22 protein-coding genes are annotated in these 23,366 nt (G+C 72.7%); 8 read left to right on the top strand and 14 right to left on the bottom strand.

Going from position 1 to position 23,366, the window contains the following annotated elements; all coding sequences use genetic code 11:
• Together EMA17_RS55655 and EMA17_RS45205 are read left to right on the top strand one after the other, a co-directional pair.
• On the top strand, positions 1 to 1,885 hold a 1,885-nt coding region (locus EMA17_RS55655; protein ID WP_176605560.1), incomplete at its 5' end, for a HEAT repeat domain-containing protein.
• A gap of 71 nt (positions 1,886 to 1,956) precedes the next feature.
• Positions 1,957 to 2,562, top strand: a complete 606-nt coding sequence (locus tag EMA17_RS45205) for a CGNR zinc finger domain-containing protein (RefSeq protein ID WP_126643042.1) — start codon at positions 1,957 to 1,959, stop codon at positions 2,560 to 2,562.
• A gap of 49 nt (positions 2,563 to 2,611) precedes the next feature.
• Here the strand turns inward: EMA17_RS45205 and EMA17_RS45200 are convergent, their stop codons facing one another.
• From EMA17_RS45200 to EMA17_RS45195, 3 genes are all read right to left on the bottom strand, one after another.
• Positions 2,612 to 3,187: a GNAT family N-acetyltransferase gene (locus tag EMA17_RS45200; protein WP_126643041.1), complete on the bottom strand. Its 576-nt coding sequence runs from the start codon at positions 3,185 to 3,187 to the stop codon at positions 2,612 to 2,614.
• A gap of 102 nt (positions 3,188 to 3,289) precedes the next feature.
• On the bottom strand, positions 3,290 to 3,658 hold the full coding sequence (locus tag EMA17_RS54915; protein ID WP_246127307.1) for a hypothetical protein: 369 nt from the start codon (positions 3,656 to 3,658) through the stop codon (positions 3,290 to 3,292).
• An 11-nt stretch (positions 3,659 to 3,669) separates the two neighbouring features.
• A complete protein-coding gene (locus EMA17_RS45195) occupies positions 3,670 to 4,737 on the bottom strand; it encodes an APC family permease (protein WP_246127306.1) in 1,068 nt (355 codons plus the stop codon).
• A gap of 293 nt (positions 4,738 to 5,030) precedes the next feature.
• Between EMA17_RS45195 and EMA17_RS45190 the strand changes: the two genes are divergently transcribed.
• The 3 genes from EMA17_RS45190 (at position 5,031) to EMA17_RS45180 (ending at position 8,865) form a co-directional block, all read left to right on the top strand.
• Positions 5,031 to 6,479: an aldehyde dehydrogenase family protein gene (locus EMA17_RS45190; protein ID WP_126643040.1), complete on the top strand. Its 1,449-nt coding sequence runs from the start codon at positions 5,031 to 5,033 to the stop codon at positions 6,477 to 6,479.
• Between the two features lie 341 nt (positions 6,480 to 6,820).
• Positions 6,821 to 8,218 carry an NAD(P)/FAD-dependent oxidoreductase gene (locus EMA17_RS45185; RefSeq protein WP_126643039.1) on the top strand — a complete coding sequence of 466 codons (1,398 nt, stop codon included), beginning with the start codon at positions 6,821 to 6,823 and terminating at the stop codon, positions 8,216 to 8,218.
• Positions 8,219 to 8,331: 113 nt separating this feature from the next.
• Positions 8,332 to 8,865 carry an Lrp/AsnC family transcriptional regulator gene (locus EMA17_RS45180; protein ID WP_078979069.1) on the top strand — a complete coding sequence of 178 codons (534 nt, stop codon included), beginning with the start codon at positions 8,332 to 8,334 and terminating at the stop codon, positions 8,863 to 8,865.
• Between the two features lie 19 nt (positions 8,866 to 8,884).
• Here EMA17_RS45180 and EMA17_RS45175 read toward each other — a convergent pair whose 3' ends face one another.
• The 9 genes from EMA17_RS45175 to EMA17_RS45135 all read right to left on the bottom strand — a co-directional run bounded on the left by EMA17_RS45175 (position 8,885) and on the right by EMA17_RS45135 (position 17,756).
• On the bottom strand, positions 8,885 to 9,379 hold the full coding sequence (locus EMA17_RS45175; RefSeq protein ID WP_126643038.1) for a P-loop NTPase family protein: 495 nt from the start codon (positions 9,377 to 9,379) through the stop codon (positions 8,885 to 8,887).
• 375 nt (positions 9,380 to 9,754) lie between these two features.
• The gene (locus tag EMA17_RS45170; RefSeq protein WP_126643037.1) at positions 9,755 to 10,513 is read right to left on the bottom strand and encodes a CbtA family protein; all 759 of its coding nucleotides are present in this window, start codon (positions 10,511 to 10,513) and stop codon (positions 9,755 to 9,757) included.
• Between the two features lie 95 nt (positions 10,514 to 10,608).
• Entirely contained in the window at positions 10,609 to 10,821 is a 213-nt protein-coding gene (locus EMA17_RS45165; protein WP_126643036.1) for a CbtB domain-containing protein, read from the bottom strand.
• Between the two features lie 369 nt (positions 10,822 to 11,190).
• Positions 11,191 to 11,601 carry a PPOX class F420-dependent oxidoreductase gene (locus tag EMA17_RS45160; RefSeq protein WP_126643035.1) on the bottom strand — a complete coding sequence of 137 codons (411 nt, stop codon included), beginning with the start codon at positions 11,599 to 11,601 and terminating at the stop codon, positions 11,191 to 11,193.
• Between the two features lie 10 nt (positions 11,602 to 11,611).
• Positions 11,612 to 12,622 (bottom strand): alcohol dehydrogenase catalytic domain-containing protein, encoded by a 1,011-nt coding sequence (locus EMA17_RS45155; protein WP_126643034.1) that lies wholly within the window; start codon positions 12,620 to 12,622, stop codon positions 11,612 to 11,614.
• The gene (locus EMA17_RS45150; protein WP_126643033.1) at positions 12,619 to 13,965 is read right to left on the bottom strand and encodes an aspartate aminotransferase family protein; all 1,347 of its coding nucleotides are present in this window, start codon (positions 13,963 to 13,965) and stop codon (positions 12,619 to 12,621) included. Before EMA17_RS45150 ends, EMA17_RS45155 begins: the two co-directional genes overlap by 4 nt.
• Positions 13,958 to 15,394: a trehalose-6-phosphate synthase gene (locus tag EMA17_RS45145; protein WP_126643032.1), complete on the bottom strand. Its 1,437-nt coding sequence runs from the start codon at positions 15,392 to 15,394 to the stop codon at positions 13,958 to 13,960. The genes EMA17_RS45150 and EMA17_RS45145 overlap by 8 nt, the downstream gene beginning before the upstream one ends.
• Positions 15,394 to 16,476 (bottom strand): SDR family oxidoreductase, encoded by a 1,083-nt coding sequence (locus tag EMA17_RS45140; protein ID WP_126643031.1) that lies wholly within the window; start codon positions 16,474 to 16,476, stop codon positions 15,394 to 15,396. The genes EMA17_RS45145 and EMA17_RS45140 overlap by 1 nt, the downstream gene beginning before the upstream one ends.
• A complete protein-coding gene (locus tag EMA17_RS45135; RefSeq protein WP_160161797.1) occupies positions 16,473 to 17,756 on the bottom strand; it encodes an MFS transporter in 1,284 nt (427 codons plus the stop codon). Before EMA17_RS45135 ends, EMA17_RS45140 begins: the two co-directional genes overlap by 4 nt.
• Positions 17,757 to 17,889: 133 nt before the next feature.
• On the opposite strand from EMA17_RS45135, the gene EMA17_RS45130 reads away from it, so the two are divergent.
• The 3 genes from EMA17_RS45130 (at position 17,890) to EMA17_RS45115 (ending at position 21,238) form a co-directional block, all read left to right on the top strand.
• A complete protein-coding gene (locus EMA17_RS45130; RefSeq protein WP_160161796.1) occupies positions 17,890 to 18,804 on the top strand; it encodes a BadF/BadG/BcrA/BcrD ATPase family protein in 915 nt (304 codons plus the stop codon).
• Positions 18,805 to 19,163: 359 nt separating this feature from the next.
• Entirely contained in the window at positions 19,164 to 20,051 is an 888-nt protein-coding gene (locus EMA17_RS45120) for a sugar phosphate isomerase/epimerase family protein (protein ID WP_246127305.1), read from the top strand.
• Positions 20,048 to 21,238: a sugar phosphate nucleotidyltransferase gene (locus EMA17_RS45115; protein ID WP_126643028.1), complete on the top strand. Its 1,191-nt coding sequence runs from the start codon at positions 20,048 to 20,050 to the stop codon at positions 21,236 to 21,238. The genes EMA17_RS45120 and EMA17_RS45115 overlap by 4 nt, the downstream gene beginning before the upstream one ends.
• Here the strand turns inward: EMA17_RS45115 and EMA17_RS45110 are convergent.
• Both EMA17_RS45110 and aroB read right to left on the bottom strand, forming a co-directional pair.
• Entirely contained in the window at positions 21,204 to 22,106 is a 903-nt protein-coding gene (locus EMA17_RS45110; protein ID WP_126643027.1) for a carbohydrate kinase family protein, read from the bottom strand. The two genes, EMA17_RS45115 and EMA17_RS45110, sit on opposite strands and share 35 nt — an antisense overlap.
• Positions 22,099 to 23,289 carry a 3-dehydroquinate synthase gene (gene aroB / locus EMA17_RS45105; protein WP_126643026.1) on the bottom strand — a complete coding sequence of 397 codons (1,191 nt, stop codon included), beginning with the start codon at positions 23,287 to 23,289 and terminating at the stop codon, positions 22,099 to 22,101. Before aroB ends, EMA17_RS45110 begins: the two co-directional genes overlap by 8 nt.
• Positions 23,290 to 23,366 lie beyond the last annotated feature (77 nt).

Here is a 23,366-nt window from a genome sequence, read left to right as displayed (position 1 = left end):
CACCGGCACCGAGACCGGCACCGGCACCGAGACCGGCACCGGCACCGAGACCGGCACCGGCACCGAGACCGGCACCGGCACCGAGACCGGCACCGAGACCGGCACCGCAATCGGCACCGCGACCGGGACCGGCACCGAGACCGCGACCGGCACCGCGACCGGCACCGCGACCGGCACCGAGACCGGCACCGAGACCGGCACCGGCACCGGCACCGGCACCGAGACCGGCACCGAGACCGGCACCGGCACCGGCACCGGGACGGAGACCGAGACCGAGACCGCGACCGGGATCGAGACCGCGACCGGCACCGGCACCGGGACGGAGACAGTGACCGCGACCGGGATCGAGACCGCGACCGGCACCGGCACCGGCACCGGGACCGGCATCGGCACCGCAACCGGGACCGGGACCGGCACCGGGACCGGCATCGGCACCGCAACCGGGACCGGGACCGGGACCGGCACCGGGACCGGCATCGGCACCGCAACCGGGACCGGGACCGGGACCGCGACCGGGACCGGCAACGGCACCGGGACCGGCGGCGATCCCGGCTCCCGGGCGCGGGTTGCCGCTCTGATCGACGCCTTTCCGAGCGCCGCGCCCGACACCCGCGCGCCCCTGCTCGACTGGCTGGCCGAACTCCAGCCGATCGACGCGCCGCCGTGGGTGTCGGCCGAACGGGCCGCCTGGGCCCGGAAGTTCGCCCGCACCGGTCCCGCTGCCCGGATCCCGCGGGCGGAAGATCTCGACCAACCACGCTCGACCCCGCAACACGAGCGCCTGATGGCCATGCTCGCCGCCGCCGACCCGCGCCGCCGCAGGGCCGCCGCCGAGATCCTGTGCGACCGGGCCGAGCCGGCCACCCGACGCGTCGTCCTGGAAGCCCACCTGCGCGGCACCGTCGACCTGCCCGCGCACCTCCTGCGTCCGCTCGCCCCCACCCTGCTCGACCTCGCCGACGACACCGACCCCACCGGCGTGCTCGCCCGCCCGGACGCCGACCTCGCCCGGACCCGAGCCGCGCGGCTGTGCGCGATCATGGCCCCGGAGCACCTGGAACGCGCGGCCCCGCACCTCGTCTCGTGGTGGGAGCAGGGCACGCCCACGGCCCGGGCGGCGATACTCTCCGCCACCCGAGCCCTGTCCGCCGACGTCCTCGCCGAAGCCCTCCGGACCCGACTGGACGCCGGCGCCCCGGGCTGCCTCGACCTGCTGCTCGACCGCACCATGCGGCGCACCCCGGAACTGACCGAGACCGTACGCCGATTGCGCGTCGACGGACGCGGGGCGCTCGCCGACCGATTGACCCTGGTCGACGGCGTACTCCGCGCACCCGGCCCCGACCGCAACGGCCTGGCCCTGGTGTCCCTGCGCTCCCGGGTTGTGCCACCCGGCGCCGATCGCCCCACCCGCGACGAACTCATCGCCACGGTACGGGCGGACGCCCCCGAGCAGGCCCGACGGGCGCTGTCCCGGCTCGCCGACGAACACGGCGCCGATCCGGAAGTGCAGGCGCTGGTGGTCGAGTTGCTCGGCCATGCGCACCCGCGTGTGCGCCTGCACGCACATCGGATCTCGCGGCGCGTGCTCGACCGCGACGAATACCTGCGACACACCCGGCAGTTGCTCGACGACCCGCGACGGGACGTCGTCCGGGGCGCGATCCGCACGCTGTCGCACGCGGGTTGGCAGCCGGCCGTCCCGTCCCTGATCGCCCTGTTCGCGGACGCCGACCCGGTGATCCGCGAGGCCGCCGGCGAGGGCCTGGCCAGGATCGGGGTCGCCGCCCTGCCCGCGCTGCGCAAGGCCGCCGCGCACGCCCGCCCGGATCGCCGCGGGCGCTACCTGGAACTGCGCGACCGGATCGCGGCGGCCCCCGAATAGCCGATCATGGCACCTCGCGTCGTCGTTCCAGGCCATACCGGTCAAACCGGTTCCCGAGTACGCTGGCGGGTATGCCGCGATCCGCCGCCGACACCCGTCGATTCCGCCACGGAGCGGGCCGGCTCGCCCTGGACTTCATCCGCACGCTGAGCCGCCGGGGCACGCCGCAGGAGATCGAGGAACTACCGGATCCGGAAGCCCTGTTCGCGTGGGTTCGGCAATTCGGCCCGAGCGGCGGGATCGTCGCCGTCGCCCCCCTCGGCGCCCTATCGGTGGCCGACGCCCGGCAGTTGCGCGAGGCGATCCACGAACTGATCGTGGTGGCCTGCCGGGGCGAGGGGTTGGCCGCCTGGCGATCCCCGGCCCGGGAGCGGGTCAACCGCGCCGCCGCCGCCCAGACCCCGACCCCGGCGGTGGACGCGTGGGGACGGGTGCGCTGGAGTGCGCCGGACCCGCTCTCCGCCACCCTGTCGCTGGTCGCCCGGGACGCCATCGACCTGGTCGACTCCGGCGCGATCACCCGGGTCAGGGCCTGCGCCGACCCGCTCTGCGGTGCCCTGTTCCTGGACGAATCCCGCCCCGGCACCCGCCGTTGGTGCTCGATGAACACCTGCGGCAACCGAGCGAAGAAACAGACCGGCCGAACCACGAAGCGGAAACCGCACACCCCCGCGTAGTCCGGCGGCGGTGGCCCGGGGGAGCGGCTCGGCACCCGACCTCGGGCGCTCAGCGCTCCGGCTCGGCCGGTCGGTGTACCCACAGATCCAACGTCAGTTCGAGGCCCCGCCGATCCCGAACCACCGGCGGGGCGTCCGTGCGCACGAATCCCGTGGCCCGGGCCACGCCGATGCTCGCCACGTTGTCCGCCGGGATGCGCAGCACCACCTCGGGCACGCCGACCGAGTGATAGGCATACTCGGTCATCAACCGCACCGACTTCGCGGCCAGGCCGAGCCCACGATGACCGGCGCCGATCCCGTACGCCAACTCGGCGCGATCGCACCCGGTTTCGTCGCCGATGAACAACATCACCGCGCCGCACGGACGACCCCCGTCGACGGTCACCGCCAGTTGGATCGCCCGCTGCTCCGCCCGGGTCCGCCGGACGTCGGCGAGGAACGCACGGGCCGCCTCGGCATCGAACGGGGATGCGAGCGGCGTCCAGCGGGCCATCTCGATCTCGTCGAACAACTCGATCAGGGAGGGTGGATCGGCGTCGGTCCACTCCCGCAGATGGATGCCGGGGGCGACTTCCTCGACGCGGGACGGCAGGACGTACGCGGGCGACGATTCGGCGGACATGGTTCGAGTGTGCCCGGGCGGAGGGGCCGCGGGGCCACCGCGACGCGCGCGATGGCCCCGTGTCGGGTGCCGGGAGCCGCCCTGATCCGGTGCGGATCGGAACTACCGCCCGGTAGTGCCCGCGTGTGCCGCGTCGCGCGGGTCCTGGACTCTGGTGCGGTAGAGCCACAGGGCCACGCCCATGACCAACACGCCGCAGGCGATGCCCAGTTCCTTGAAGCCGCCGTAGCCGGTGATGGAGAAGCCGGTCGCGCCGACCACCAACACCACGGCCAGGAACGCGGCGAGCAGCCAGGCCAGCGGTACGAAGAAGTTCGGCAGCCGGATCGGCCGGGCCAGGTCCGGGCGGTCCCGGCGCAACATGGCGAAACCCGAGATGGCCAGTACGTGGGTGAGGATGTACCCCAGGTTGCCGGTCACGATGATCGCGAGCGGCGTCTTGAGCGCGATCAGGATGACCACGTTGACCACGAGGGCGATCATCAGCGCCCGCGCCGGTTGAGCACGCCGACCTGCTTGATCGTGGTGCCCTCCTTGCCCATGTTGTAGAGCACGCGCGAACCGTCGGCCAGGCCGGTGATCATGATCAGCAGCAGCGAGGCGATCAGGAAGACCACCATCAGGTCGGCCGCGCCGCCCACCAGGTCGTTGAACGCGCCGACGTAGAAGGTGGTCGGGTCGAGCCCGATCTTCTCCTCGCCGACGTAGCCGGCCAGCGCCAGCGGCAGCAGGACGAACACGCCGAGGGAGAACAGCACACCCGCGCGCAGTGCCCGCGAGGTGTCCTTGACGGTGTCCTTGTATTCCGGCGCGAAGGTCGCGCAGACCTCGACGCCGAACGAGGTCCAGGCCATCACGTACAGCCACACCAGCGATTCGCGGATGCCGGCCGCGCCGTGCAGGTTCCAGTGCAGGTTGCTCGCGCTCCAGTCGCCACTGGCGAACGGCAGCACGATGAACACCGCGAGCGGGACGAGCAGCATGCCGCCGGTGACGTAGACGACCCACATCGCGACGTGCAGGCCGAACATGGCCGCGCCGAAGAGCAGCACGATCACCGCGATGCCGACCACGATCGGGAAGGTCAGCTCGGCGAAGCCCAGGTCCAGAGTCCAGTCCTGCCCCTGGAACCACTGGGCCTGGACCAGCGAGCCGATGATGCCCGCGTACACGGACAGCGCGGTGGTCCAGGGGAACCAATAGCCGATGCTGGCCAGCGGGCCGACGAACGGCGCGCGCTTCTTCCAACCCTCGGTCGCGTAGTGCGCTATGCCGCCGGACGACTCGGGGAACATCGCGGCCAGCTCGGTGTAGATCCAGTTGGCGATCGTGGCCAGGAGCATCGAACCGGCCCACAGAGCGATCGCGCCCCACGCGCCGAGGCCGCCGATCGAGGCGCCGAGCGAGGCGATCAGCGCGGCGGGCATGGTCAGGGACATCGCGAAGCCGTCGTACCAGCGCATCTTCTTGGCGAGCGCGGGCGGGCCGGCCTCGGTGTCGGCGGCGGTACCGGTCGAGCCGGGGGCGGCCGGTTGAGGTGCTGCGGACATACGTTTCCCCTTCGCGGGGTGGGAGCGGCCGGTGGAGGTTCCCGGGGGACGGCCGCTTGGGGGAGGGGGGCGCGGGCTCCGGACGCGCTGCTGTCGGCGCCGTCGTCGGCCCTGCCGGTGGCCCTGCTGATGGCCCTGTTATAGATCCGGGTTTTCAACCACGTCAAGGGTTGTTGTTTGTTCGTTCGACAAATGAGAGCCGTCGAAGTTGCTCATTGAGATCTATTGACAGGTCAAAGTTGCTGATGAAGTCTGAGCACACGCCGCCCGAGGACAGAGAGGGATCCCCCCGCATGAGCAGCAACGGCCCCACCCGCCACCAGTTCTTCATCAACGGCGCCTACGTCGACGGTTCCGGCACCGAGGGCTACGACGTGATCAGCCCGGTCACCGGCGAGCACGTCGCCACCGTCCCGGTGCCCACCGCCGCCGACCTGGACCGGGCCGTCGCCGCCGCCAACACCGCGCAGCGCGCGTGGGCCCGGGTCAACGTCTGGCAGCGCGCGGAGTTGTGTCACCGCATCGGCGACGAGATCACCAAGCGGGTCGACGAGCTGGCCCGCCTCCAGACCCTGGAGCAGGGCAAGCCGCTCGCCGAGTCGGTCGCCGACATCGAGGAGGCCGCGCAGCTCTTCCACCTGCACGCCGAGGACGCGGTCCGGCTGCACGGCGAGACGATGCCCTCCACCGACGGCACGAAGCGCATGTGGACCTTCTACGCGCCGGTCGGCACCTGGGGCATCATCACCCCCTGGAACTTCCCGCTGCTCATGCTCGCCGAGTTCGTCGCCCCGGGGCTGGCCACGGGCAACGCGCACGTGGTCAAGCCGCCGGCCAACACGCCGCTGACGGTGCTCAAGGCGATGGAGGCGTTCGTCGCCGCCGGGGTGCCCGAGGGGCTGATCAACATCCTCCCGGGCGAGGGCGCCACGGGTGACGCGCTCGTGCGGCACGACGGCATCGACGCGATCGGCTTCATCGGGTCCTCCGCCACCGGCGCCAAGATCCAGGCCGCCGCCGGGCTCAAGCGCTCGATCATGGAGTGCTCCGGCAACGGGCCGCTCGTCGTGCTGGAGGACGCCGATCTGGCCGCCGCCGCCAAGGCCGCGGTGTACGGCGCGTACCTGTGCGCCGGGCAGGTCTGCTGCGCCACCGAGCGGGTGATCGTGGTCGACGCGGTACACGACGCGTTCGTGGCGGCGGTGTTGCGGGCCGCCGAGGACGTGGTGCTCGGCGACCCGTTCGATGCCGCCACCAACCTGGGGTCGCTGAACAACGAGGGTGTCGCCGCGAAGATGGATCGGCACATCGCGGACGCGCACGAGCGGGGTGCGAAGGTGCTTGTCGGCGGCAAGCGCCGGGTGGGGATGCCGACCGACCTGTACTACGAGTTCACCGTGGTGGACGAGGTTCCCGTGGACAGTCTGCTGTCGCGGGAGGAGTCGTTCGGGCCGGTGGTGCCGATCATCACGGCGGTGGACGAGGACGATGCGTTGCGCCTGGCCAACGACGACAAGTTGGGGCTTCAGGGGGCGGTGTTCACGCGGAGCATGCGGGCGGCGTATCGGTTCGTGGAGGAGATGGCGGTGGGGCAGGTCGTGGTGAACGACAGCACGTGTTTCTGGGACGTGAACATGCCGTTCGGCGGGGCCGGGAATCGGGGTACGGGGTGGGGGCGGATCGGGGGCAAGCACACGCTTCTGGACATGTCCGATCTCCGTACGGGCGTGATCAACCTGTAGCCGCGTTTGCCTGCCGGCGCCGGAGAGCGACCTGGCCTCCGGCCGAGGTGGCCTCAAGCGCCGGCCGGGCTGTGTGGCCTCAGGCGCCGGCCGGGCTACTTGGCCTCAAACGCCGGCCGGGCTGTTTGGCCTCAAGCGTCGGCCGGGCTGTTTGGCCTCAAACGCCGGCCGGGCTGTTTGGCCTCAGGCGTCGGCCGGGCTGATTGGTCCGGCCTTCGGCCGTGGTCTCAAGGGCCGGTCGGGCTGGATTTTGTGGGTCGGGCCGTTGATGGCCCGGTCGGTGTTTGAGGCCGCGTTGGCTTGACCTTTGGAATTCCGGTCACTATCCCGTAGGGAACCGCATGAGCCCGAGTCACCGCATTGCCTTGCGTGATGCTGCCCAGGAGCCGTTTTGGTTGGATCGGATCGAGCGTCCCGAGCCGTTGGCGCGGCTGGTGGGGGACGTTCGGGTCGATCTGGCCGTGGTCGGTGGCGGGTATACCGGGCTTTGGACCGCGTTGATCGCCAAGCAGCGGGATCCCGGGCGGGACGTGCTCGTGGTGGAGCAGGGCACCTGTGGGCATGCCGCCAGTGGGCGCAACGGGGGGTTCTGTTCGCCGAGTCTCACCCATGGGCTGGCCAACGGGCTCCAGCGCTGGCCGGATGAGATCGATACGTTGCAGCGCCTGGGTGCGCGCAATCTCGACGCGTTCGAGCGGGACTTGGACGCGCATGGGATCGACTGTGGATTCGGGCGTACCGGCAAGGTCGCCGTCGCCGCCACTCCCTGGCAGGCCGAGTCGTTGCGGGCGTCGGTGGGGGTGGCCAATCGCCACGGGGAGAAGACCGAATACCTGGAAGGGGACGCGCTGCGCGCCTACGTCGACTCGCCGCTGTGGGCGGCCGGCGTGTGGCAGCCCGACTACGCGCTCCTGGATCCCGCGCGCCTGGTCTGGGGGCTGCGCCAGGCCTGCCTGGACGCCGGTGTGCGGATCGTCGAGCGCACCGAGGTCACCGCGATCGACACCAAGCCCGCCGACGCGGTCCGGCTGAGCACCGCCTACGGGCTCGTCGCCGCCCGCCGGGTCGCGCTCGCCACCAACATCTACCCGCCGCTGCTGCGCCGGCTCGGCCTGAGCATGGTCCCGGTGTACGACTACGCGCTCACCACCGAGCCGCTGACGGACGAACAACTCGCCGCGATCGGTTGGACCGGCGAGCACGGCGTCACCGACGCGGGCAACCAGTTCCACTACCTGCGCAAGACCGCCGACAACCGCATCCTGTGGGGCGGCTACGACGCCATCTACCCGTTCGGCAGCAGGGTCGACGAGGCGCTGACCCAGCGCCCGGAGACCTTCGACGTCCTCGCGGAGCAGTTCGCCGCGACGTTCCCGCCGCTCGCCGACGTCGCCTTCTCGCACGCGTGGGGCGGCGTGATCGACTCGACCACCCGGTTCTGCATGTTCGCCGGCACCGCCGCGGCCGGCCGGGTCGGCTACGCGCTCGGCTTCACCGGACTCGGTGTCGGGGCCACCCGGTTCGGCGCCGAGGTGATGCTGGACCTGCTCGCCGGCACCCGGTCGGAACGTACCGAACTCACCATGATCAAGCGCAAGCCGATCCCGTTCCCGCCCGAGCCCGCACGCTGGATCGGCATCCAGGCCACCCGCTGGTCGATGGCCCGCGAGGACGCGCACGGCGGACGCAACCTGTGGCTGCGCTCGCTGGACCGACTCGGACTGGGCTTCGACTCGTGAACCACGCGGGCGTCGGATCCGAGGACCGGTGGGAACAGGGGAAGATGGCCGCCGGAGATCAGGACCAGGCACACGCGCCGAACCCGGCGCCGCACCAGACCCGGAGCAGCCGCATGACCCCTGCAGGTCCGCTGGACGACATCGACCGGCGCATCATCGCCATCCTCCAGGCCGACGGCCGGCGCGCGTACAAGCAGATCGCCGAGGACCTGGGCATCCCGGCGTCCTCGGTGCGCTATCGGGTGCAGCGCCTGGAGGAGAGCGGGACGCTCCAGATCGTCGGCATCGCCAACCCGCTCACCATCGGGTTCGACCGGCTCGCGATGATCGGCATGCGGGTACGGCCCGGCAGCGCCCGGGAAGTGTGCCGGGAGCTGCGCGAGTTGCCCGAGACGTCGTACGTGGTGATGGTCGCCGGACAGTACGACGTGATGGTCGAGGTGATCTGCCGGGACACCGACCACTTCACCGATCTGCTCAACCGGCGCCTGCTGTTGATCGACGGGGTGCTCTCCACCGACTCCTTCTTCGTGCTGGAGGTGCACAAGCTCGCGTACGGCTGGGGTGTCGGCGGCGTCGAGTCCTCGCTGCTCGACGCGCCGGAGATAGCGCCGGGGTCGGGCCTGGACCAGCGGGACAGCCGCTGACCGTCCGCCCGTTGCCGGCTCAGCCGTTCGTCGGCAGGCCGGCGAGCCAGCGGTCGGCGGCGCGACGGGTGGTGAAGGTGTGTACCGGGACCTCCGGCGCGGCGTGTGCGGCGAGCAGTCGGCGCACCCGGGGGCGGACCGAGTGCCGGTAGGCCAGGACGGAGCGCAGGACGCTCGGGTCGAGCCGGTCGTGATCGCCCGCCTCGGGGTGTCGGCGGCGGGCCAGCATGGCGGTGATCGCGGCCGGCGGATGGATGTCGAGGAAGACCACGGCGTCCGCCGCCTTCAGCCGGATCGGCAGTGTGGAGGCGTAGTTGCCGACCACGATCCACCCGGGCCGGGCGACCAGCGCGCGTTGCGCGTCGGCGAACTCCTCGGCCGGGGCGGTGGTTCGATCCTCCCGGTGGTACAGGGTGTCCAGGTGGGTGACGGGGAGGTCGAGTCGGGTACCCAGGGCGTCGGCCAACTCGGGCCTGCCGGTGCCGCCGACGCCGACGACGACGATCTTGCGCATGGTCTCGCAGCGTACGGAGGTGGTGGGCGCCACGCGCGTGGATTACCGGGAGTTTGCCGGGCGGGCCCGGTCCCGTTTGGCCTCAGGCGCCGGCCGGGCTGAGGGTGACCCGGCCTCCGGCCGAGGTGGCCTCAAGCGCCGGCCGGGCTACTTGGCCTCAAACGCCGGCCCGGCTGTTTGGCCTCAAGCGCCGGCCGGGCTGTTTGGCCTCAAGCGCCGGCCGGGCTACTTGGTCCCAAACGCCGGCCGGGCTGATTGGTCTCGGGCGCCGGTGCGGCTGGTTGGTCTCGGGTGCCGGTCGGGGCCTGGAGGGCGCCCGACCGGCGGGTGGTGTTGCGGCCGGGGTGGCCGTGACACCGGGGTGGACCGGTCCGGTCAACCGGCGGCGGCCGGGATCCGGGGGTCGGGCCTGGGGTTGGCCGCTGGTCGCAGGACGCGCTCTGCGAACAGGCCGAACACCAGGCCGAACGTGGTCCAGATGATGGCGTGCACGCCGAGTGAGGCCACCCGGAATCGCCAGAGCACCGTGGCCGAGAACTCGGCCGGCACCTCGTTCACCGTCGGCATCGCCCACATCGCGATCCCCACCGCGACGAGGAAACCGCCCACCGCGACGGGGACGGCGTTCCAGGCCCCGAGCCGGTCGGTCAGCCGCCGGGCCAGGATCACCGCCGCCGCCGCGAACAGCACGGACAGCGCGAGCATGCCGAAGTACAGCGCGGTACGCCGCCCGATGGTGTCCGAGTCGCCGACCGCCGGCGGGTTCGCCGGATACTTCAGGAACGGCACCACGATCACCGCCACGAAGCCGAGCAGCGCCAACAACCCGGCGGTGGCCCTGGGCCGGAACGGGCCGATCCGGCCGTACGCGAACGCGAAGACCAGCGCGAACAGGCCGCCGATCGCGATCCCGTACACACCGACCCCGGTCAGCATGCCGATCGTGCTCTGCACGCCCCGGCTGACGACCTCCTCCTCGGGATGATCGCCGGCCGCGCCGGCCTCGTGTCCGTGCTCCTCGAACGCGATCGCGTCGCGGATCTGCGGCTCACCGAAGACCCACGCGAACACCCACGCCAGTGCCCCGGCGAGAACGCCGGTGAGCATGCCGCGGATCAACAGATTTCGCACCATGCGTGATGTCGACTCCCTGTGCGGCGACCCTCGATCGAGGGCCGCGCCGAACATGCCTCACGGCGCGACCGTGCGGCCGCACGATCGCGCGGCCGTCAGTGGCAGGGGAAGCCGAGCAGGTGGCGCCCGTCGTGCACGAACTCGTGCACGCCGGTACCCGAGAAGAGCGCGACCGCGCCCTGCTCGGAGGCGACGAAGTAGATCAGGAACAGCAGGAACGCCCCGGCGAAGGCGGCCCAGGGCACGATCGCCCGGACCGGGATCGCGATCGGTGTGGCGGCGGGACGGGGAACGGCAGCCTGAGCCACGGAATCCTCCTTCGGGGCAACGCGCCCGTGTGCGGGGTGCGTCGCGGGAGGGTCTGACTCACGGCCGCCGATACCCCGCTCGCGCGGGTCGACGGCTCGATCACAGTGGCGCGTCCGTGCCGGAGTCCCACCGGCTTCCTCGTCGCGACGCGAGGTCGATCCGGAATCTAGGGGTCGCCGTGCGAGCGGGTCAACGGGCGCGGGGCTCCGGGCGGCAGACTTGTGCAAGTCTTGAACCGGGCGGACCGGGACGAGTGCCCGGATATGAGTACACGGGTCACCTTGCCGTGCCATGCCGCGACGACGACCACCGCGCGCGGTCGCGGTATCCGCGCCGCGGTCGCCCGGTTCGCGGGGCGGTGCCGGTGCTCAGTCGGTCGCGGTGCCGGTGATTCGGGTCGGGGTCAGGCGCACGACCACGCGCACCGACTCCGGCGGCAGGTTCAGGTACTCGTCGCCGGCGCCGGGGCCCTCGTACTTCTCGGCCAACTCGACCGCGAGCCTGCGGCCGACGTCCTCGGTGATCGTGGTGGTGCCGCGCACCTCGACGTAGACGTCGGAGTCGACGGGGTCGTAGATGGTCAGGCTCGCGCGCGGTTCGCGGCGGAGGTTGCGGTCCTTGAGCCGGCCGGCCTGGGTGGAGACGAGGATGTCGTCGCCGTCGCGACCGACCCACACCACCGAGGTCTGCGGGCTGCCGTCCCGGTTCACCGTGGCCAGTACGGCCGGGTACGCCGCGTCGAGGAGTTTGCGGGCGGAATCACCCAGGGGGATCGTCATGTCCCGGATCCTACGTCGCGTTCGCGGGGGCGGTCGCGGCTCGCGGTCGGATCAGCGTCTTGCCCAGCGGCCGACCGCTCACCTGTGCGCGCAGCACGGCCGGCAGTTCGGCGAGGGTGATCTCCGCGGTCACCAGACGCTCGACGGGCAACTTGGGCAACACCGCCAGCGCGGCGGCGAAGTCGGCGCGGCCGGTGCCGTAGCTGCCGGCCACGGTGACCGGCCGACCCGCCCAGGTGGTGCGCACCGCCTGCTCGCGGCGGCGGACCCGGTCCAGATCGCAGGCCAGGTCCGGGAGTCGGTCGCCCGGGGCGGTGCCGCCGTAGAGCAGGGCCAGGCCGTCGGGGACGAGCGTGCGCAGGGCCTGGGCCAAAATCTCCGGGCGCACGAAGCTGGTCGCGATCACGGCCACGGCGAAGGCCGACGCCGGCAGACCCACGGTCGGCCGCACCTCGAAGCCGCGCGCCCGCAGGAACTCGGTGCGATCGGTGCTGCGGTTGGCCAACGTGACCTCGGCGCCCGCGAGTTCGGCGAGACGGGCGATCCACAGACCGGCCGCGCCCGCGCCGAACACCACCACGCGCCGACCGAGCAGGGGGACGCCGGTGTGCCCGACCAGGGTCGCGACGCAGTGCTCGGCGCAGGCCAGCGGTTCGGCGAAGACCGCCTGTCGGTCCGAGAGTTCGGCCGGGATCCGAGGCAGCGCCGCGGTCAACCGATCGACCGGGCCGGCCGCGTACATCTCGGTGGCGAAGCCGCTCGTGCGCGCGAGCGGCACATTGGGATCGAGGGCCACCCGGGCACCGAGCGGCAGCGCCTCGGGCAGGGTCGACTCGGCGACCACGCCCACCAGTTCGTGGCCGAACTGACTCGGACCGTGTCGCTCGCGCGCCACCTCCTTGAGATCGGAGCGGCACAGGCCGGCCAACTCGACCCGGATCCGCACCCGATGCTCGCCCGTCGGCGGGTGCGGTCGGCCGAGCCGCAGGTGCGGGCCGTGCGGGCCCAACTCGACCCTCATCCCGCCCGATCCGGGCGAGCGGTGCCGACTCGGGGCACGAGTGTGGTCCGCCCGACCGCCTCGGCGGCCACCACCGCCAGCGCCTCGCCGAACCGGTCGGCGATCAGGTGCGCCTCCGCCGGGGTCAGGATCAGCGGCGGACGCAACTCGATGACATTGCCGAGCCCGTGCTCGGAGACCCGGGTCAGCACACCCCGCGCGTGCAGCGCGCGCTGGAACGCGTGCGCGAGTTCCGGAGCCTTGCCCCCGTCCGGGCGCACCAGTTCGAGGCCGATCATCAGCCCGGGCCCGCGCACGTCGCCGAGCATCGTATGCTCCCGCCGCAGAGCGCCCAGCCGCTCGGTCAGGATCGCGCCGGTCCGGCGGACGTTCTCCAGGAAACCCGGCCGCCGCACGATCTCCAGCGTCTTGACCGCCGCCGCGGCGGCCAGGTTGTGGCCGCCGTAGGTGAAGCCGTGCAGCGAGCGATCCCAGTCGGCCATGCGCTCCTCGGTCAGGATCGCCGCGAGCGGCAGTCCGCTGCCGGTCAGCCCCTTCGAGACGGTCATCATGTGCGGGACCACGCCGAACAGATCGGCCGCGAACATCTGCCCGGTGCGGCCGAACGCGGTCTGGATCTCGTCGAAGATCAAGACGATCCCGTGCTCGTCGCACAGGGCCCGCAGGGCCGGGAAATAGCCCGGCGGCGGCACGATGTTGCCGCCCATTCCGCTGATCGGCTCGATCAGGACACACGCCACGCTGCCCGAACTGGCGTACGCGATGAAGTCCTCGATCCGGCTCACGCACAACATGCCGCAGCTGTCCGGGGTCTGCCGGTAGAAGCAGCGGAAGCAGTAGGCGTCGGGCACGTGCACCGCGCCGAGCGGCGGTGTGTGGAACGGCGCCCGCATACGACTGCTGCCGTTGTACGCGGCGGCGGCGATGGTCTGGCCCACGTGGCCCCGGAACGGCACGATCACGTCGCGCCGGCCGGTGTGGTGCTGGGCGATCCTGATCGCGCCCTCGTTGGCGGTCGAGCCGCCGCTGCTGCGCAGGTTCACCCGGGTCAGGCCCGCCGGCGCGAGCGCGGCCAGGTCGCGCATCAGGCGGTCGGTGGACTCGGTGCGGAACGCCGATGAGGCGAAGACCAGTTCCTCGGTCTGCGCGCGGACGGCGGCCATCACCTCGGGGTGGTGGTGGCCGAGGATCAGGTTGAACGTCCCGGACACGCAGTCCAGGTATTCCCGGCCGCTCGCGTCCCACGAGCGGATGCCCTCGCCGCGCACCAACTGCGCCTCGCCCAGTCGGTACTGCGCGACCCGGGCGGTCGCGGCGGCGCGCTCCTCGGCCGACTCAGTCATCGCGGTGGTCCGCGTCGAGCCGCTCCAACTGGGTGCGGACCCAGGCCTCCAGCGTCCACGGCTCGGCCACCTTGCGCCGCCGCTCGGCCGCCGCGGCCCGTTCGGCGGGGGAGGCGGTCAGCGCGGCGATCAGCGCGTCGGCCTGCTCGACCAGGTCGAACGGGTTGACCGTGCGGCAGACCGGGGCCAGGATCTCCGCCGCGCCGCACATCTCGGACAGGATCACGTCCGCGTCGCGCTCGTTGACCAGCGGGGCCTCGAAGGTGCTCAGATTCTGGCCGTCCACCGTCGAGTTGAAGATCAGCGCGTCGGCCCGGCGGAAGCACCCGATGGTGTGCTCCACCTCGTTGTCGCAGTGCAACCGCACGGTGTCCGGGCCCAGTTCGGCGTTCGCCTCGGCGATCGTGTATTCCACGCGCCGGACGTAGTCGGCGTTCGCCTCGACGTAGAGCCGGTTCGGATTCATCCGGACCAGCATCCGGGAGGAGCGCACCCGGGGATCCCGGCGATGGGCGGCCACGAAGGCCCGGACGGCGCGTTCGGCGTTCTTCATCGGGTCGGTCCGGCCGCTGTGCACCACCAGGGGCGCGTCGCCCACCCAGTCCGCGATCCCCGTCGGCAGGCGCGGATGGTCCGCGTCGAGCGCGCGCGGGCTGTAGCCGAGCGGCATGGTGCGCACACCCGTGCGCCGGCCGCGCCACCGGATCACGCCCGCGTTGCGGTCCACGTCGGCGTCGGGTATCAGATCCGCCACGCAGTCCAGGAAGTTGCGGCACCACCGCTCGGCGAAGAAGCCGATCGTGGTCGCCGGCAGCATGCCTTCGAGCAGGCCCACCCGCAGTGCGCGCGGCAGGATCCGCCAGTAGTCGGGCGAGGGCCAGGGGATGTGCACGAACAGCAGGATCGGCGCGGTCGCCCGCACCGCGCGCAACCGGGCCGGTACGCCGACGAGTTGGTAGTCGTGCACGAGGTACACCGGATCGGCGACGTCGGCCGAGTCGGCGAGCAGGGCACCGGCGAAGTCCTCGGTGAACTCGGTGAATCGCTCCAGGGCGGTGTAGGTCTCGGCGCCGAAGGTCGGTGTGGTCCACCGGTCCCAGCCGTAGTTGTTCGCGGCCCACATCAGCTGCGCGGTCATGAAGTTCTGCACGACGTCGAAGGTGTCCCGGTCGTGCCGCAGCAGCCGGACCCGGATGTCGCGGCCCGAACGCAGCCGCAGACTCAGGCCGTTCGGGTTCTCCAGGGCCGCCCGATGATCGTCGTCGGTGTCCGCGCTGGCGATCCAGGTCACGTCGAGCACGCCCGCCTGTTCGGCGACCACGTTGCCGGTGCCGCCGGGCGCGAGCCAGGGGCGCAACGCGCCGGTCACCGGATCGGGGGCGTAGCTGACCGCGGCACGCTTGCTGGCCAGGAACAGATGACGGTCCATCAGGGCTGGTCCCTTCCGAAAACGGCTGAAGCGTCGAAAACGGCTGAAGCGTCGAGGGCGGCCGAGGTGTCGAGGGCGGCGCGCGGCGCGAGGGTGCTCGGGTCGGCGGTCGAAGCGGTCGAAGCGGTCGAAGCGGTCGAAGCGGTCGAAGCGGTGGATCCGGAGGGCCCGGTCGAGCCCGTCGGCCCGACCACGGCCGCGATCAGCGCCGCGTCGGCCGCGAACACGTCGACCGGGTCCAGGCCGCGCAATTCCGGCAGGTGCGCGGCGCGTTCGCTGTGCAGGCACGCGTTGCGCGGGCGGCAGGCGTACCCGGTGTCCCGCTGCGGCACGGCGGTCACCAGCGCCGGGTCCACGCCGTGTACCGCCGCGATGTGCCGGGCCCACCGCACCCGGGAGAGCCGGCGCGGCCCGCCCAGATGCACCACCCCCGTGTGCGGCGAGTCGAGCAGCGCGGCGGTCCAGGCCGCGACGTCGTCGATCAGCACCGGGGTGTTCCAGTGCTCGTCCGGCACCGCCACGGGCGCGCCCGCGCCGAGCCGTTCGGCGCACATGGTGAAGAAGTTCGGCCGCAGTCCGGTCCGGTCCCAGCCGTACACCAGGCTGACCCGCAACACCAGCGCGTCGCCGCCGACCAGGTAGGCGGCCTCGGCGGCGAGCTTGGCCCGCCCGTAGGCGTTGGCGGGGGAGGTCGGCGCGGACTCGGCGCAACTGTCCGCGTGGCCCGGGAAGACGTTGTCCGTGGAGATCAGCACCATTCGCGCGGCCCGCCCGGCCAGCGCCGCCACCACGTTGCGGGCACCGGCGACGTGTACCGCGGCCGTGCCCGCCGGGTCGGCCTCACACCGGGTGATGTCCGAGGGCCCGTGCGCGGCCACCACGGCGTCGGGGCGGACCGCGTCGACCACCGTGCGCACCTCGCGCGGATCGGCCACGTCCACCGGCAGCCAGCGCAGCCCCCGGGTCTCCGGGGTGCGGGGGCGTCGCCGCGAACCGAGCACGACGCCGTGGCCGAGGCGGGTCAACCGGGTGCCGACGTGGCCGGCTATGTACCCCGATCCGAACAGCAGGACCCGGGTCATCGGGCGACTCCCTTCCGGTGCGGCGGACGCGGATGGTGCGGCGGGTGGAAACGATCACCTTCGGTGGGGCCGCCGGGGCCGCCCGGATCGTCGGGATCGCCGTCCGGGCCGGACGGGCCCGGGCCGGTCTCGGCGGGCAGCAGCCGCAACGATCGTGCGCCCACCATCACCACTACCCCGCACAGCGCGACGATGCCGAACACGGTGCCCAAACCCAGCCGGCCGGCCAGGGTGCCGACCAGCGGCGGGGCGCCGAGGAAGCCGGCGTAGGACACGGTGGTGACCAGCGAGATCGCCTGCGGGCGCCGGCTCGGGGCGATCGCGCGACCGGTCGCGGCGAGCAGCGTGGGCAACACCGGCGCCAGGCCGATGCCGGCGAGCGCGAAGCCGGCGAGGGTGGTCGGGGCGGACCAGGCCGCCGCCGCGAGGGCCAGGCCCAGGCCGCCGAGCGCGCCGCCGCCGACGATCAGCGCGGCGTCGCCGACCCGTTCGCCGCGCCACTGGGCGAGCAGGCGGCCGGCGGACAGGCCCGCCATGTAGACCGCCGGGCCGCACGAGGCGAGGAACGGGCCGGTGCCGAGGTTGTCGGTGAGGTGGATCGCGCCCCACTGCTCGACGGTGTTCTCCATCAGCAGCACCGTGCCGCCGACCGCGCCGACCACCGAAAGGGCGATCAGGAGACGGCCGTTCGCCCGCTCGGCGCGCTCCGGTCCGGGTGGCCCGGTGGCCTGCTCCTGCCATGGCCGGCGGTCGATCGCCGCCGCCGCGCTCAGTGCGACCAGGACGGCGATCGTCACCAGGATCGCCCGCGCCGACGCCCCCGCGTGCAGCGCGAGACCGACCGCCGGGGCGGCCAGGACCATCGCGAGCGGGGTGGCCGCCTGGATCCGGTGGAACAGCCGCTCGCCGGTCAGCGCCTCGCGCGCGGCGGTGGTGGCGTTGAGCGCCACCTCGATCGCCCCGCTGGTCGCCCCGATCAGCAACAGCGCGGCGGCGAACGTCCAGCGCGCCCCGGCCATCGCGACGGCGAGCGTGCCGACCGCGAATCCGAGGGTGACCAGGGGCAACGTACGCGGGCCGAGCCGGCGCGCGAGCGGCCCGGTCAGCAACATCGCGGGCACCGCCGCGACCGGGACCGCGAACAGCGCCAGGCCCAGTTTCCCGTCGTTCAAACCGAGTTCGTCCTGGAGGGTGGGCAGCAGCGCGGCCCAACCACCCCAGAACAGCCCCCAACTCGTCGCCGGGGCAAGCAGACCGAGCACACCGCCGCCGTATCGCATGCACACTCCGTCCATCCCAGGTGACCGAGAGTGTCGCCCACCGTATCTCTCCACCACTACCCCGAGCCGGCCTTCGGCACCGATAGCGTGATCGGCGGCGGGCGATTTCGACGGACTGCGGAGGTTTTCGACGGTGGAGTACTGGGCGATCGACGCCGGTGGCACGCGCACCACGGCCAGGGTGGGCGACACGCGGTACACCCGGGAGTCGGTGAACCCCGCGTCGGCGGGCGCGGTGGCCGAGGAGACGCTGGCGCGGCTGCTGGCCGAGATCGCCGCGGACCTGGCCGGGGCGCCCGCGTCGGGCTGGTTCGCGAGCGCCGCGGTCACCATGGACACCGCGCCGACGGAGATCGATCGATTGGCCGTGTTGGCGCGCGAACAGGGCCTGGTGGGGCGGTTGGTGGTCTCCGGGGACGTACCGCCGCTGCTGCTCGCGCCGCCGACGGCCGGGCGGGGGGTGGTCGTGGTGGCCGGGACGGGGTCGGCCTGCGTGGCGGGTTCCGGGCCCGACGCGGGGCCGCCGGTGGTGATCGGGGGATGCGAGTACCTGGGCAGCGACGAGGGCAGCGCGTACGCGCTCGGCGCGGCCGGGTTGCGGGCCGCCGTACGCGGCGCGGACGGGCGCGGGCGGCCCACCACGCTGTTCGCCGCCCGGGGTGCGCGCGAACTGGCCCGCCGGCTGGCCGCGGAGCCGTTTCCCAAGAGCGCGGTGGCCGCGTTGGCGCCCGAGGTGTGCGCGGCGTGGCAGGCGGGCGACACGGTGGCGGGCGAGGTGGTGCGGGCGGGCCTCGACGATCTGGTCGACGGGGTACGCGCGGCCCGGGACGCGGCGGGCCTGAGCGGCACCTGGCGCGTCGTGCTCAACGGCGGTGTGTTCCGGGGCTGTCCGCCGTATGCGGCCGAGCTGAGCCGCCGTGTGGTCACCGAACTCGGCGCGGCCGAATCGCCGACCGTGATCGCCGATCCGGTCGACGCGGTGTACGCCGCCCTGCGGGCGAACGAGGGTTCACCGCCCAAGGGTTGGGCACACATCCGCCACCTGTGAGGAAGCGAAAAGCAACCGAACGAGGGGGACCGCCGATGACCCGAAACCCCACCGGAGCCGAAGACCGGAGCCCCACCCGAGCCGAGGTCCGGGACCCTGCCGGACCCGGAGACCGGAGCTCCGCCGGACCCGAGGACCGCAGCCCCGCCGGGCCCGGGGACCGGAGCCCCGCCGGGCCCGAGGACCGGAGCCCTGCCGGACCCGGAGACAGGAGCCCCGCCGGACCCGGAGACCGAACCCGGACCCCACCGGCACCACCCGACCCGGGCGCGCCCCGAGCCGCCCCCGCCGCCGCGCCCATTCGGCTCGGGATCTGTCTTGCCGCGCTGGCGCCGTACGGATTGGCGGGGGCGTTGGCGGTGGCTCGGGACGTCGGGGTGGGCGTCGTCGATCTGCCGGTCGATCGTGGCTTCGCGCTGGTGGACGCGGCCCGCCTCGAGGATCCGGGCCATCAACGCGACGTCCGGGAGCGGTGTGCGGCGGCCGGCGTCGAGGTCGGGTGTGTGAGCAACAGCCGGGACACCCAGCTCGTGCTGGGGCCGCATGGGCCGCATACCGACGCGGTGTCGGTCGGCAGCGCCGAGGCCAAGCGGGCGTTCGGGGTGCGCGCCGCGCTCGGGACGGTGCGGTTCGCCGCCGGGGTGGGCGCGCCGCTGGTGCGGCTGATGCTGGGCGTGCCCGATCTGGCCCGCTGGTTCTCCTGGTCGGGCAGCGAGGTGAGTTGGCAGGACAACGTGGACGCGTGGGTACTCGCCGCGCGCCCGGTGCTGGAACTGGCGGACACGCTGGGCGTACGCGTGGTGATCGAGCCGCATCCCAAGCAGGTGGCGTACGACCCGGCCAGCACGCGGGCGCTGCTCTCCGGCGCGAGCGGGGTGCACCTGTGCGTGGATCCCGCCAACCTCGCCGCCATCGGATACGACCCGGTGGCCTGCGTCCGCGGCTGGGGCCGGCGACTGGCCGCCGTGCACGCCAAGGACCTCCAGCGCTGGTCCGACACCGAATCGCCGCGCGGCGCGGGCTGGTCGCGCTACGGCCCGGGCCCGGCGATCCGGTTCCGTGCCCTCGGCGCCGGCACCCTGCCCTGGCCGGCCATCGTGGCCGCGCTGCTCGACGACGACTACCGGGGAGTGATCTACGTGGAACACGAGGACGCCCTACTGCCGACGGAGCAGGGCATCGCCAATTCGCTGACGCTGCTGCGCACACTGATCCCCGCCGGTGTCGCCCCGGGGCGGACCTGGTGACGCTCGACGGAGTACGCGGCGGTCTGCTCGCGGGCGGCCTGGGCGAGCGGATGGGCCCGCTCACCGCGACCGTCTGCAAGCCGCTCGTCCCGTACGCCGCGAGTTGCCGCCTGGTCGACTTCAGCGTGGCCAACGCGATCCGCTCCGGCCTGCCCGAGCTGGTCCTGCTCTCCCAGCACCGCGAGTCCGACCTGGTCCGGCACCTGATCGCGCACTGGGACGAACACCCGGGCACCCGCCTGCACTTCGGTCCGCACGACACCCTGGCCCGATCCGGCCCCGGGGCGATCCTGCCCGCCCGGCCCGCCGAACGCGGCACCGCCGACGCGCTGCTGGCCAACGCGGAATACCTGTTCGCCCCGGGCGCGCGCGATCTGCTGATCCAACACGCGGACCACGTCTACGTGTTCGACTACGCGCCGATGCTCGCCGCGCATCGTGCCGCCGACGCCGACTGCACGATCGGCGTTCAGCGCATCGAGCGCCGCTGGGTGCACCTGTTCGGCATGGTCGAGACCGATCCCGACGGCCGGGTCCGGGCCCTGGTCGAGAAGCCCGCGCGGCCGACCTCCGACCTGGTGTTCACCGCGTTCTGCGTGTTCCGGATCGCCGCGCTGCGCGAGGTGTTGGCGATGCTGGCCGGGCGCGGCGAGGCGGGCTGGCAACACGACATCAGCCGCGACGTACTGCCCGCGATGATCGCCAGGGGCGATCGGGTGACGGCGTATCGGGTGGCCGACCACTGGGCCGACATCGGCACCGTCGAGCGTTACCGGGACGAACAGTCGCGGCTGCTCGACCGGCCGCACCCGATTCCCGCCGAACTGTTGCCGCGCACCCTCGCGGGCCTGGGGGAGGGGTTCCCCCGGTACGCCGACGGGAGTCTGCTGGGCACCGGGGTACCACCGGGGGCGCGGGTCGAGCGCAGCGTGCTCCACCCGGGCTGCCACCTCGAACCGGGTGCGACCGTACTGCGCTCGGTGGTGCTGCCGGGCGCCACGGTCGCCGCCGGCAGTACGGTCCGCGACGCCATCGTCACCCCGGACGGGATCCTGACACCGAGCCCGCCCGGCGGCACGACATCGCCCGGAACCGCGACGCCCACCGGACCCGGAACGCCGCCCGGCCACCCCGAGCCGCCCTCCGACTCCGTCAGGACACCGCACGATCCAGCTCTTCCGCCGTGATGAACGAGGTGTGCGTACCGGCGGTGCGGACCGCGTGCGCTCCCGCACGGGTGCCCGCCGCGGCACAGCCGGCCCAGTCGCGGCCGGCGAGGTAGGCGTACAGGAACCCGGAGACGTAGCTGTCCCCGGCCCCGTTGGTGTCCACCACCTCGTCGGCCCGCATGGCCAGTGCCGGTACGTGCCACAGCGGCCGATCCGGGACCACCAGATAGCTGCCCCGACCGCCCGCCATCGCGACCACGATCTTCGCCCGGCCCCGGGCGAGCAGGTCCCGCGCGGCCTCCTCGACCCGGTCGCCGAGCCGGTTGGTGGAGGTGAACACCAGTTCGGCACCGTAGGCGAAGTCGGCCCGGCCGGGGTCCTTGCCGTCCCAACCGTGCAGGTCGGTCGAGGTGGACACGCCCGCCTCGATCGCCTCCGCCAGCGCGGCCCGCGACCAGCCGCCGATCGACACGTGCGCGTGCCGGGTCCGGGCCAGCGCGGGGCGGTACAGGTCGGGGTCGACCACCAGGTCTTTCGGCAACCGACTGTCGTGCAGGGAGAGTCGTTCGCCGTCCGGACCGACCAGGTTCACGCTGCGCGGGGTGCCGGCGGGGTCGGTGGCATGTGCGAAGGACAGCCCGTGTCGCGCGTAGTGCGCGAGCACGAAGTCCGCCTCCGGGTCCTCGCCGAGCACGGCGGCGAGATGGGTGCGCAGCCCCAACGCCCGACAGCCCAGGGCCACCCCGTTACCCGTGTGCGCGACATAGCTGCGGATCGGCGGCACCTTGAAGTCGCTTATCGGTAAAGGCAGTTCCGGCACCCGTACGATGACGTCCACGCCGACCCCGCCGACCACGAACACGTCCAGCCCGGCGGGTTCAGCCATCGGTACCTCCGTGGGTGCGTGCCAGGGTGGCCTCGGATCCGGCGGAGACCACGAGCGCGGCGTGGATCTCCTCGTCGGTGACGTCGTCGGTGATCACCGTCTCGCCGAGCGCGGTGGGCAGTACGAAACGCAGCCGGCCGTCCCGGATCTTGCGGATCTGCCCCAGCGCCTCGACGGTGGTCGCCGGATCGAGCCGCGCGGGCAACGCGGCGAGCGTGGTGGGCAGTCGCACCCGGTCGAGGAGCCCGGTCACCCGGGCGAGCAGGGCCGGGTCGAGCAGCCCGCGGCGTTCGGCGATCCGCGCCGCGCAGGCCATCCCGAACGCGACCGCCTCGCCGTGCAGGACCGGGCCGTAGCCGGTCGCGGTCTCCACCGCGTGTCCGATGGTGTGCCCGAAGTTCAGCGGCCGGCGCAGGTCCCGCTCGTACGGATCACGGGCGATCAGGCGGCACTTGAGCACACTGGAGGCATGCACGAGGGCGGCGGTGGGCCCGGGTTCGGCGGCCAGCACGGCCGCGTGCCGATGCTCGATCAGCTCGAACAACTCCGGGGAGGCGATGATCCCGGTCTTGATCGCCTCGGCCAGTCCGGCGCGCAGTCCACGATCGTCCTGGGTGCTCAGATAGCCGACGTTGGAGACCACCGCGCGGGGTTGGTAGAAGGCGCCGATCAGGTTCTTCGCGGACGGGTGGTCGATGGCCACCTTGCCGCCCAGGGCCGCGTCCACGTGCGCGAGCAGCGTGGTGGGCACGTTGATGTACGGCAGTCCGCGCATGTAGGCGCTGGCCACCCAGCCGACGGTGTCCATCACCACGCCGCCGCCGACCGCCAGCAGGATGTCCCGACGCGCCAGCGAGGTTTCGGCCAGCCAGTCGAGCAGCGTGCTCGCGGTGCGCAGGCTCTTGCTGGCCTCACCGGCCGGGAAGGAGGTGGTGACCACGTCGAGTCCGGTGGCGACCAGGCGTTCGGTCAGGCGGCGCGCGTGCAGCGCGAGCACGGTGTCGTCGGTGACCAGGGCGACCCGGCGGCCGTCGATCTCGGCGCACAGGCGCGCGAGCGCGGTGTTCTCGTCGAGGCAGACGTGGACCGGATATGTGTCGAGCCGCCGAGCGGTGGCCATGATCGGATCGACCCGGCCGCGAGGCAGCGCCAGCTGTTCGGACACTCGGACGTATTCGGTCATATATTCACACCCCGGCGGCTCAACGAAGACGTCGCAGACAATCCGGATATTCGCTGCCGAAATAATTACGGCGGGCG

Source organism: Embleya hyalina, from assembly GCF_003967355.1.
GTDB lineage: Bacteria > Actinomycetota > Actinomycetes > Streptomycetales > Streptomycetaceae > Embleya > Embleya hyalina.
This window is presented reverse-complemented; position numbering and strand designations above follow the sequence as displayed.